General features: G+C 32.4%; 10 protein-coding genes. 2 read left to right on the top strand and 8 right to left on the bottom strand.

Translation table 11 applies throughout. From position 1 onward, the window contains the following. On the bottom strand, positions 1-394 hold a 394-nt coding region (locus BMY79_RS07530), incomplete at its 3' end, for a reverse transcriptase domain-containing protein (protein ID WP_242941485.1). Between BMY79_RS07530 and BMY79_RS07525 the strand changes: the two genes are divergently transcribed. After that, entirely contained in the window at positions 276-1,439 is a 1,164-nt protein-coding gene (locus tag BMY79_RS07525; protein ID WP_242941486.1) for an IS4 family transposase, read from the top strand. The genes BMY79_RS07530 and BMY79_RS07525 overlap by 119 nt on opposite strands. Positions 1,440-1,721: 282 nt before the next feature. Here BMY79_RS07525 and BMY79_RS07520 read toward each other — a convergent pair whose 3' ends face one another. The 5 genes from BMY79_RS07520 to BMY79_RS07500 form a co-directional block, all read right to left on the bottom strand. Then, positions 1,722-3,185, bottom strand: coding sequence for a zinc-ribbon domain-containing protein (locus BMY79_RS07520; RefSeq protein ID WP_074730695.1), 1,464 nt, complete (start codon positions 3,183-3,185; stop codon positions 1,722-1,724). An 80-nt stretch (positions 3,186-3,265) separates the two neighbouring features. Beyond that, a complete protein-coding gene (locus BMY79_RS07515) occupies positions 3,266-3,523 on the bottom strand; it encodes a hypothetical protein (RefSeq protein WP_074730694.1) in 258 nt (85 codons plus the stop codon). 313 nt (positions 3,524-3,836) lie between these two features. Then, on the bottom strand, positions 3,837-7,508 hold the full coding sequence (locus BMY79_RS07510; RefSeq protein WP_074730693.1) for a P-loop NTPase: 3,672 nt from the start codon (positions 7,506-7,508) through the stop codon (positions 3,837-3,839). Positions 7,509-7,634: 126 nt separating this feature from the next. Further along, complete coding sequence (locus tag BMY79_RS07505) at positions 7,635-7,838, bottom strand: helix-turn-helix domain-containing protein (RefSeq protein ID WP_074730701.1); 204 nt, start codon at positions 7,836-7,838, stop codon at positions 7,635-7,637. A 605-nt stretch (positions 7,839-8,443) separates the two neighbouring features. Next, a complete protein-coding gene (locus BMY79_RS07500) occupies positions 8,444-9,058 on the bottom strand; it encodes a 50S ribosomal protein L25 (RefSeq protein WP_029067288.1) in 615 nt (204 codons plus the stop codon). 465 nt (positions 9,059-9,523) lie between these two features. Here BMY79_RS07500 and BMY79_RS07495 point away from each other — a divergent pair, with 465 nt between their 5' ends. Beyond that, positions 9,524-10,648: an asparaginase gene (locus tag BMY79_RS07495; protein ID WP_242941484.1), complete on the top strand. Its 1,125-nt coding sequence runs from the start codon at positions 9,524-9,526 to the stop codon at positions 10,646-10,648. Positions 10,649-10,762: 114 nt separating this feature from the next. Here the strand turns inward: BMY79_RS07495 and BMY79_RS07490 are convergent, their stop codons facing one another. Together BMY79_RS07490 and trxA are read right to left on the bottom strand one after the other, a co-directional pair. Then, on the bottom strand, positions 10,763-11,440 hold the full coding sequence (locus BMY79_RS07490; protein ID WP_022748959.1) for a Crp/Fnr family transcriptional regulator: 678 nt from the start codon (positions 11,438-11,440) through the stop codon (positions 10,763-10,765). 69 nt (positions 11,441-11,509) lie between these two features. Beyond that, positions 11,510-11,821, bottom strand: a complete 312-nt coding sequence (gene trxA / locus BMY79_RS07485; protein WP_022748960.1) for a thioredoxin — start codon at positions 11,819-11,821, stop codon at positions 11,510-11,512. Between the last annotated feature and the right edge of the window lie 68 nt (positions 11,822-11,889).

The raw sequence follows: 11,889 nt of genomic DNA, 5'->3' as shown, positions 1-11,889 counted from the left end.
TTGAACGCATTTTCCCATCCTTACACATGATGTGTACAGCCTTGAAAGTATAGCCAAGAAAATCAAACTCTGTTACGTCTTCATCCTTTGTTCTGTCCTTATCTTTACAATACACAATTCTAGTTTTGGTCGGATGTAATTCAAGTTTACATTCTGCAAATCTTTTAGCCAGACACTCTTTTATGTAAAGAGCCGCTTCTTTTGTTTTGCAGTGTACCACACCATCATCTGCATATAATATGCTTGACAAATATTTCATAGTGTGCGGAGGTAGTATAAACAACGAACTCTTATCCTTTTTCAACTGTTCAGATACTACTGCAGCTGCATTTGTACAGCAACGTTCTAAAATACTTCCAACTGCTTTTGAGGATATCTTCAAATTCTTTACCAACAGTTCAAATCCTAATGCAACATACAAGTGCTACCGAGTTTTAGCTATTGATGGTTCTGATTTACACGTACCAACTAATCCTAAAGACAAAGATTCTTATTTTCCTAGAATAAATGATCAAAGGCCTTATAACCCTTTACATTTAAATGCCCTATACGATGTATGTGGCAAAATATATGTTGATACCATCATTCAGAAAAGTCGGAATTCAAATGAAAACCAGGCTCTCATTGACATGGTTGATCGTAATGCAGGCACTATGGATACTCTTATTATTGCTGATAGCGGATACGAATCCTATAATGCACTTGCTCACATACAAGAGAAAGGGTGGAAATTCCTTTTTCGAGTCAAAGATGCTACTAGTAGCGGCGGTATAGCTAATGGTCTTGATTTGCCACAAGACAATGAATACGACATTTTTATCAATCTACATTTGTCTGCTGGAAGAACTAAAGATCACTGGGAACTTTACAAAAATAAAAACACCTATAAACGTATATCTCATCCCGAAAACTTTGATTTTTTCATCAATCCTACAGGTGAGCGCGATGTTCTTGTGTTTTATCATCTTCCTTTTAGAATTCTAAAAATTAAGCTCGACGAAGATACCTATGAAACAATCATTACAAATTTACCTGCCGAAACATTTTCGCTTTCTGAAATTAAAAAGCTATACTCTATGCGCTGGGGAATAGAAACTTCTTTTAGAGACCTTAAATATCCACTTGGTCTATTAAATTTTCACGCCCGCAAGACAGATTTAATCTATCAAGAAATATATGCACACCTTTTGCTTTATAATTTTGTATCTTTAATAATGAGTAGTCATAAACTAGAATGCTTGACACGAAAACATGATTATAAATCTAGTTTTTCAATAGCAATTCATGCATCTAGATTATTTATCAAGAGAAAGATTAGCTGCAAAACAATCAAAAATCTTTTGTCTAAATATTTGACACCTATTCGTCCAAACAGAAAGGCAATCCGACGCAAGAAGAAAGATCGTTCTGTTATGAGTTTTAATTATAGATTGTCTTAATTCAACTAATACATATCTGCAACAGGCAGGGAGTATATTCCTGCCTATTTTGCATGACCAAAAATATTTTTTCCGTACAATCATCTTCCTTACCATCATTAAAAGCTTTGATTTCTGTAAGAAATACTCTAAAGTTAATGACATTGCATTAGAGTGCGCCCATGGCGCGCAAACCAAAAAGAACTTCTGGTCTATTGGGTCAAAAGTAATCTTCTCATAGCAATAAGCAACTGTTTGTTTAGTTGATGCAGTGATACCTTATACAGGTATAAAAAAATATATCTATTCAGACTTATAAATCTTATTTCCTGAACAATACGGACACCTTGTGTTTCGAATGCTTCTACTTTTTATAATAGTCTCCCATTCATGACCTTTTTTACACTTCCACCATACCCTTTTTTTTGAATATGCAGATACCATCGTTGGCTGTAAAGCTCCATTTTTTGTTGGATGCCATTCAGCTGCCATCAAAGGATTCGTAGTTTTTAAATCATTGAATCCCTCTAAAATTTTACGTCTTGAGCAAAAAGGACAGTTTCTACCGTTGCTACGATGCGCAATTGTATCTTCCCATTCATGGCCACATTTTCCAAGCCACCATACCTTTCGGTGCGAATTTGGTGTTACCATATCAGGTGAGAGTTCTCCATTCTTTGTTGGATGCCATTCTCTTCCTAAAATAGGATTAATCGTTAGAAGGTCATTTTCGCCAATCAACACCTTTTTTCCATTACAAAATGGACAACCGTTACCTGAAATCCTACTAGCAATTACCGCCTGCCATTCATGACCACATTTTCCAAGCCACCATACTTTTTTATTTGAATTTGGCGCTACCATCGTCGGTGAAATATTCCCGTTTTTCGTAGGATGCCACTGTTTTGCAATGTCAGGATAAAGAGAATCTAAGCTTTTCTTTTTTTCATTAGATAGATAATGATTTAGAATATCTATACGATCCCTCTCAATATCAATATCAGGCATAATATTTGGATCCAAAAATTCTATTGTTTGAAGGATTGCTAAACTCAGACTAGCTTTATCCGTCCGATTACGACGAATTATACATACACAATCTTCATATAATTTAAGTCCCTCTTCTCTTATCCGGATAAGCTTGATTCCTTTTTCTTGACACAAACTATTCTTTTCTTTTTCAAAAGAACTATTTTTATGCCAGTTAAAACCATCATATTCAATAGCAATTCTCTTTGAAGGAATATAAATGTCTAGTTCCGCTCCAATAGCAGCATAATCAGAATTAGTAGCATCTTCAAAATATTGCCTCACATAATAAAATAAAGCTTGCTCCGGAAACGATGTTTGTAATTCCTTTGCACAGATTGGGCATCCATCTCCTCTTTTTCTCCTATCAATTGTCGTTTGCCATTCGTGACCACATTTTCCAAGCCACCATACTTTTTTGTTCGACGATGGAGCGACCATAGTTGGTTTCAAATCGCCATTTTTATTTGGGTGCCATTCAGCTGCTATTTCTGGATTAACAAAAGCCAAATCGTTAAAGCCACTAAGCACCTTTTTCCCTGCACAATATGGACAACCATGATTTGTCGTTCTAACATACACCTGAGTTTGCCATTCGTGGCCACATTCACCAAGCCACCAGTATTTTTCTTTTGATTTAGCTGATATCATATCAGGAGTAATATCTCCATTTTTTGTGGGGTGCCATTGTTTAGCAATATCAGGAAAATCCGCCTGTAAATTAGATTTTTTTGCCATAATACTACTCTTTTCTACATAAATAAATTCTTATAATATCCACAAATAGCATCTTCAATAATAATAGTCTTAGAATCGATTTACAAATTTAATTGAAATGATACCATATCAGAAAGCGATTCAATATCATCATTCAATTCTAATCTTTCTTCTTTTATTGCTAACCTTCCATTTGCGGATAATAGCTTTTCGTGAACTTCACATATATGATTATACAAGTCTTTTACTTTTTCTTCGTTATTCTGCAAAAAATAGTATAAATCAAGTATTATAAAATCGCCCAACAGTGAGGCAATACCATTATGAGCATCTTCAGCAAATCTAGTTACTATATCCATATACAAAGTTAACTACGTTTTTTTGTAAACATTTTGCTGTAAAGCTCAAATATTTCTTTAATTCTGCTACCAATATATCCATACTTACTCTCGGAGAGAATGTATTTAACAACACACACATTTGCATATACTTGCTGAGCCAATATAAATTGCTGAAGTATCTTAATCAAATGATATTCCATATAACACAGAATTCATTATGTACTCAACACTAATAACCTTTAAAACTTCATTAATATCTTTACATCTAACCAATAGATTGAACGATATATATACTGTTTTTTATTTCCCCTTTTTCTACAAGATAATGAACCTATGCATAAATACTACTTTCAATATATTCTCTTATTTCTACGCGTTCCTTATATTTTTCCTCCTTTTTCATCTCGTCTTCAAGATATTTTCTATGTTCTAGAAAATGTAACCCTTTTAGTTGTTCAAGCAAATTTTTCATCAACTCAATACGCTTATTAATCAATGGTATTTCACTACCAGACCATGATTTTGATAAAGGAAATAAATATAACGATTCAAAATCATCAACCGAATTGTTAAGTTTTGTAAATTCTAAAATATACTCCACTTCCCATTCTGGATATGAAATTACGACCATATATATAAGTTTTTTACACCTTTCTACATCCATGATGCTTTTTCTAAGTTGTGCTAAAAGCCATTCTTTTTTTCGTTCTACTAGATTCTCATTTTTTTCCTTACCAAATAAAAGCAACGCAACACTATTCGAAATCCACAAATCATCAGAAAGAATATCAAATGCGTATGCGATTCTTTCTTCATAATCATCTGAGTTCCAAATTACATTAATGATATTTTTCTCATAATTATTATGAAAAATATTATCTTTAAGCCATATAATGTATTGCTCCCAAATCATAGGACATCTGTTATATAATATCATGAATAGATTTCCTTTATAATCAATATTGAAGTCTAACGTACTAATATATATACAGACAAGTTTAGAAATATCATTAGCAAAAAGTTTAATTACATCGCTTGCGTCATCATCAGAAATAACTCCACACAAGAATCGATAGGCATATTGCTTATTTTTCAGCAATCGCTCTGCCATATAATCAACAAAACTAACATCATAATTAGCATACCGGTCAAGTAATTTATAATCTAGGATCACATCATCCTGTTCATGTAAAAAGCAGAAAAAATCATCAGCAATATCATTTGAAAGGGTTTCGTCTGGAACACATTTCCAAAGTTTATATTTCCATTCATTCACTAAACTATCATTAATTGTATTCAATAGTTCTTTTGTTTGTTCATATCCAATGTTTTTTGTTAGATAATCAATAATTCTATCTTTATCATCTGAAATAATATTACCACTTATCTTAAAAAACACAGTTATACATTCCAAATACTTAGTAGTATTTTCCTCTAGACTTGCGAAAATAAGTGAAAGGCCTCCACTCATTTGATATTGGTCTTGCGGTTCCTTAATAATATGCTCATCATATATCTTGAATAATCGCTCATATTCCCTAATGGTGTAATCCTTTACTTCTTCTAAAATATATTTTTTACGTAAATACTCATCCTCCTCAAATGTTCTTCCATTTACATGTTCACAAGTCAGCAAACTACATACTCTAAATTCTTCGTTTTCACCTATTCGAGATACACGCTCATCTGGATTCATGTTTAGGCTTTCGATATCAATCCTATAATTATCAATTATCTTAGCAGCTTGATAATCTATGTTTGCCTCTATATGCGGATAAATAATATTAAAATCAAATAAAACAAGTTCTTTTGTTGCATCCTCATATAGACCTTTCACATGTCTTCGTACTATTATTTTATCTACAGCACTTTTATAGTTAGAATGCTCTCTTAATCGAAAAAGCGCATTCCAAACAAGTTTCCTGATTTTTTTAATTCCATCACATACGGCTATTGTCATCCTACCAAAAGAAACATTTCGAAGTTTTCTTCCTGACTCCGTATAGCTAAATTCAGTTTCTAAGAGTTGCTCTGCAATCCTTAGAAATAAAATTGAAAAATTATTCGAATTACCATCATCGCACCTATTCCATAATTCTCTCACGAAATAATACTCTTTTTCATATTTTAAATAATGTGAGCTTTTATCGTACAATAAGTTATTTGTAATTGCAAAATAAAAATCCATGAAGAAATCAGATCTCTTTTCAAATAACAGCCAGAATAATTCTAAGGACTCCGAATAATAATCTGTGTATTTAAACCCTGCTAATATATCAATTTCTTTAATCTCTATTCGGTTATTTTTTTTCAACTTATGAAACTCTTCATCATCTACTATACTGCCTTCGACTACATCTAATTCCTCAACAAACCTTTTTAAATTAATAATCGCTCTAAGAGGAATAACTTGATAAAAAGACTCAATATAGCACTTTTCATTTGCGGGATTCGATTTATCCCATGCGTCATTTATCTGTCCAAAAACATAAGCTTCCAGATCTTCTGAACTAAATATCTGTAGAACTGTATTAAGTGAATAAATAATCTTGTCCCTATATTGAGGTAACCACAAAGCAATAACTTCTGAAACGCTAATCCAGCGTTGTCTATAAAAAACATAATAAAAAATGTAGTTTCCAAAACTTTGATCTGATATTTTTACTATTTCTTTCCTATACCAATCTATGAGTTCCAAGTCAGAAAGATTTTGATATGCCTGCTCTAAATCATATCCATCCAGGTATTTCTTTATCAAAGAATCAAATAATTCATTAGCACCAATCCTGATAGGGCCTGCTAATTCTATCAAAGATAACAACAATATTTCATCTTTTTCAAGTTCTGCTGTATCAAAAATAGGATCATAGTAATTTCTAAAAATGTCTTCTACATTCCGTAATGCGTTCAATCCTTTATCAATCGATTTCATTCCTGCTAGCATTGCCAATCTAACATTTCCACATGCAATTGTAGAAATTCTGTTTAAATACTCTTCATTTACAATTCCCAGGTTTTGTCTTAGGACTCCCCGTATCTCGTCATCTGATAATCCCTTCAAAGAATATACAGTTGGTCTACAATACTCGTTTAACGTATCAACAACTCTTAAGCTAGCATAATCACGCACCGTAAAAACTGTTTTGATTTTATATGTTTCTGGTAAAGAGAATATATAACTCATCAAGCCCGGAAACCCAACAACCGTGTTTGCATCATCAAAAAACAATAGATATTTGCCATCTTGTTCAATACTGTTACGAACGTCATCAAACAATTGATTGCTATTACTTTTTATACATAATACATTCCAGCCTTCCTCTTCATATTTCCTGCACGCTTCTAATACAGCTCTTGTTTTTCCAACACCCGAAGGACCAAGTACTAACGTAGCCTCACTTTCACTCATAATATGACAAATGTCATCCAATTCCTTTTCTCGATACCTTAATGCACACCCTAAAGGCGCATTTATTTTAGACCTATCTGTAACTGCCACAAAATCATTTATATCAAAAATCTGATATGTATCAATTGCCATTCCTAAATATTCTTTGGCTAACCCAGGGTACCTATATGCTAAATCAAAAGATAGTGTATCAACACCTATCAATTCAATTTCTACCCCATCTATCAATCCACGTAATTCTTTATGCTGCTCAATATGAATATTCGTTGATATATGTCCACAAATAATCTTAGCAATTTCACTCTTTTTAAGCTGAAGTTTCGCCACATCAAAGCAAGATAAAATATCTGACTTTATTTTGTTAATAGTATGATCTGATACGCTACCATAATTAATCAATGTATACGTTCCGTCTTCATTATAAACATATGAATCAGGAGTACCTTTCGTAGGTTTATTGGTGCCTGTTTGTACACCTAGTGTTTGTATATTTTTGAAACCATATTTCTTATAAAGGTATGCATCAAAGAGACTTTGAAAAGCCCCTCCTTCTTGTTGAGCTATAGCTTGTTGTATACTTTTAGTTTTACTCAATGGTATCCCCCCTCGTTTATGCAGTACGACAATTCACCCATATTCCTTGATTGCCATATCAATAAAATGCTTCAAAAACAATACTATCTTTAACTACAAAGATTCATTGTTGTTCTTATTATTTCACTAATCAAAAATTATCTCCGCTATATCATTAAATTGACACTTGAACTCTTTGCAGATTTTTTCTAAAACTTCCATCTGCACATTGTCATCATTCTCAAGTTTTGCAATTGTTGCATAGCTTAATCCTGTCTTTTTAATCAAATCTTTTCGCTTCATATCATTATCAATCATTAACTTAAAAAGTTTCTTGTAAGATACTGCTATAATTTGATCTCCTATAACAAAAAAACAATTGTAACCACGCATTCTACGCGCCTTTAACATTATATCACAAGTTATTCATGTTTGTTATAAAAATTCGTGCGAACACATGAATTTCAGACACCAGAAAGACTCACACTCGTTTTAATGCGCCAGCAATTTAGTCATCTAGATTTTCAATTTAGTCATTTGTATTTATTATGACTAAATTAAATTCCAATATAACCAAATTAAACCAACATCAAAATCACCTCTCACCCAAATATTTTAACCTCGATTTCAGCCCTAATAACAAACCCGCAAGTGCCACGGTAGTGCCATTTTTTTATGAATTTTATGAATCTATAACAAGATTTATAGGAATAGAATTTCTGCAAAGCCTTATTCCATGCGGTTTTAAGAGCTTATATGTTTTTTAAGGAGATTTATCGGAATGCACGACTCTGAGCGATTCCTACTTTCATTTCCTTGTCATCTTTTATTTTTTTCATCTTGACTTACACAGATAAAAAAAAGAATGCAACTATTAATTGCATTCTTTTCGTTTTAGGTAATTTATTTGTAATATTATTTTTATTTATTTTAGTTTTTTATGATGCTCTTGTATTTTATGATGCTTTAGAAGCTGTTTCTATACTTTCTTCTGTTACACCTTCTTCTGTCTCTTCTGCTGATGCTTTCATTCTACTACGTGATACAACATGTAGTACATTAATATCTGGTGATGTTAGCACTTCTATATTTTTATCTTTTGACATTTCAAGGTCGCCAACTGTTAATGTTTCACCAACTTTGTATTTTGAAACGTCGATTACTACTTTTTCAACGATGTGTTTTGGTAATGCTTTGTACTCGATCTGACGAACCTCACATGTTAAGAAGCCTCTTGCCTTATCTTCGTTTTCAAATACTACTTCAGCAACTGCTTTAACCCTTTCATTTGCTACAAGCTGCATAAAGTTGATATCTAACAACTTATTTGTAGCTGGTTGAATATCAATAGATTTAATCAATGATAAATATTTTACACCATCGACTACGAGTGTAATTTTGCTACCTACCGAATGATTATTTAGAAATCTCTTTGCCTCATTGGCGTCTAACTGAATTGCGAGTGAATGATCTAATTCATGTCCACAAAGTGAACCTGTTACCCATCCCTCTTTACGGAGTTTTTTTGCTTTTACCCCATTCTCTCTTGTTTTTGCTTTTAATGTTTCCATTTTATTACTCCTTTCTGTACGGGATTATGCTCCCATTCAAATTGTCGTTTGCGCTTTGTTTCGTTAGAAAAAATGCACCTAAAAAAGAAACCTCGCATCTACATCTCCTATTTTAACCCAAATTAACACTCAATACTACCTAAATATAAATTATTTTCAGACTTCTTTTTTGTAGTATTTTTATTGTTGCAATATTTTATTGTTGTAATATTTATATAGTTTTCACACTTTTTATAGTGTAATTATAATATTTTTATACATTTTTATTTTTTATTAGCTTAGCTTTTATTTTTTTATAATCTATTTTTTATTATTTCAAGTGGAATTTTTCATTGATTTTGCCCCATATTTTTTCTATACTAACATTGACATTATCGATATTGTGTTAGCTATGTTTATGTATTATTTTTTTTAAAGATTCGCGATCTTTACTTACACGTTTTTATATTAGGAAGGAGACTACCTATGAAAAAATTTATTAGGATGCTTCTTTGCGCTTCTCTAGTGGCATCCCTATTCGGCTCATCTGTTAATGTTAACGTGAGCGCAAAAACTAATTCAAAAGCTGCCGTCAAAGAAAATACTGTTACAACCTCTATTGCAAGAACTAGCAACAAAAAAGCTTCTGGCAAAGTTGTTGTATTAGCAACTGGCGGAACAATTGCTGGTGTTGGAGAAAAAGGTAAGACTGCTGGTTATAAACCTGGTTCTCTTTCAGCTAAGGACTTATTATCTGCAGTTCCACAGTTGAAAGATGTTGCCGATATCGAAGCCATTCAAGTATGCAATGTAAACTCTGATGATATCACTGCTGAAACATGGCTTACTGTTGCAAAGAAAATAAATGAACTTGCTTCTAAATCCGATGTTAAAGGTTTCGTTGTTACACACGGAACAGATACAATGGAAGAAACTGCTTACTTCTTAAATTTAGTTGTTAAAACAGATAAACCTGTTGTTCTTACAGGTTCAATGCGTCCATCAACTTCTATTTCAGCTGACGGTCCTATGAATCTATATGAATCAGTTTGTGTTGCAGCTTCTGATAAAGCCGTTGGACAAGGCGTCCTTACTGTTTTTTCTGATAGAATTTTTTCAGCACGTTCTGTTACAAAGACAAGTACTTATGATGTAACTGCTATTTCTGCAGGTGAAATGGGAGCCATTGGTATCGTACGTGACGGTGCTGTCTTCTTATATGAAGGAACATCAAAAAAACATACTACAAAATCTGAATTTGATATTGAGAAATTAAGTAACCTTCCAAAAGTTTCTATTGTATATTTCTCTGTTGATGCAGATCCTGCAATTTTAAAATATGCCGCAAAACGTTCTAAAGGTATTGTAATTGCTGGTGCAGGCGCAGGTGAATTCAGTGAGAAATGGGTTAAAGTTATTAAAGGATTAAAGATACCTGTTGTTATTTCTTCAAGAATTGATGATGGTGTTATCACAAAAGATAATTTGCTTTGCAAAAATACAGTTGCTGCAAATAATCTTTCTCCACAAAAAGCAGCTATATTGTTGCGTTTAGCTTTAACTATCAATGCTGACAACTCTAAATTAGAGAGTTTATACTCAGAATATTAAAATTTTAAAGAGCTCCAGCTATACGCTAGGAGCTCTTATTTTTTACATTACAATCTTTTTATCGTAATTATTTTATTAAATTAAGATGTACAATATAAGCAATATGAATAATTTTTAATCAGTTATTGCTAATTTTTTGATACCATCAATATCTTTAATGGTTATCTTTCCTCTTGATAGTTCTATATAACCATCTTCCGACATTCTCTTTAGCATTCTTGCTATTACTTCCCTAGCTGAATTAACATCCTTCGCTAGTTCTTCTTGTGTAACCTTAATTGTAAGATTTTTATGATTTTTAACATATTCATCCAGAAGGAAAATGGCTATTCTCTGATCTATCCTTTTAAAAAATATCTGTTGCATAGTCCACATGACTTCTGAAAACTTATCTGCGACTATTTCTAAGATATAACTATGTAAATATATGTTTTCCCTCTCAATATTTGAAATAATTGATGCCGGAATCACTAAAATCTCACAATCTTGTTGAGCTACTATAGACGTTTCAAATGTAACTTCATGGATTACACATGATGCAGCAAGGACATCTACATCACCAACTCCGAGTTTGTATAGATTCACTTCACGTCCATTCTCGGAAATCATAGTTACTCTAACTGTTCCAGACAATACCATTACTAGTCCTAAACATTCACTATTTTGGTCATGTAGAATTTGATTTTTACTGTATTTTTTAATGACAGAACTTTTAATAATTGCAGCTTGTTCGTCATTACTTAATTTTCCAAAAAATCTAAATTTTTGAATTAAATTCTTTACAGTATCCATCTTCTTATCCTTCCTCATCATTTATAAAATGATCTTAGCCGATGTACGTTGCCTTAACCAATTTAAATGTTATTCAAAGAGTTTTACAATAGCCTCTTTAGGAATTACCCCTACATTAGTACCTGTAATTTCCCCGTTTTTAAATACTATCAATGTAGGTATACTTACAATATTGAACTTAGACGCCAAATCTGGCTCTTCGTCAACATTTATCTTTCCAACCTTTACTTTGCCCTCATATTCGTTTGCGATTTCTGAAATGATTGGAGAAATCATCTTACATGGTCCACACCAACTTGCCCAAAAATCTACTAATACAGGAACACTGCTTTGTAATACCTCTTTATCAAAATTATCCTTTGTTAATACTACCTCTGCCATTTTTTCTTCCTCTCTTTCTTATGCTTTTATTTCTCTGTCAATTGAAATATTATCATAATATAGAGAGT

It is taken from the genome of Lachnobacterium bovis (assembly GCF_900111325.1).
Classification (GTDB): Bacteria; Bacillota; Clostridia; order Lachnospirales; family Lachnospiraceae; genus Roseburia; species Roseburia bovis_A.
The sequence above is the reverse complement of the archived record's forward strand: the minus strand, read 5'-3'. Positions and strand labels throughout refer to the sequence as shown.

Excerpts from the sequence above, each read along its gene's own strand:
- BMY79_RS07520 (WP_074730695.1), bottom strand. The coding sequence starts at position 3,185 with ATGGCAAAAAAATCTAATTTACAGGCGGATTTTCCTGATATTGCTAAA.
- BMY79_RS07515 (WP_074730694.1), bottom strand. The coding sequence starts at position 3,523 with ATGGATATAGTAACTAGATTTGCTGAAGATGCTCATAATGGTATTGCC.
- BMY79_RS07500 (WP_029067288.1), bottom strand. The coding sequence starts at position 9,058 with ATGGAAACATTAAAAGCAAAAACAAGAGAGAATGGGGTAAAAGCAAAA.
- BMY79_RS07495 (WP_242941484.1), top strand. The coding sequence starts at position 9,524 with ATGAAAAAATTTATTAGGATGCTTCTTTGCGCTTCTCTAGTGGCATCC.
- BMY79_RS07490 (WP_022748959.1), bottom strand. The coding sequence starts at position 11,440 with ATGGATACTGTAAAGAATTTAATTCAAAAATTTAGATTTTTTGGAAAA.
- trxA (WP_022748960.1), bottom strand. The coding sequence starts at position 11,821 with ATGGCAGAGGTAGTATTAACAAAGGATAATTTTGATAAAGAGGTATTA.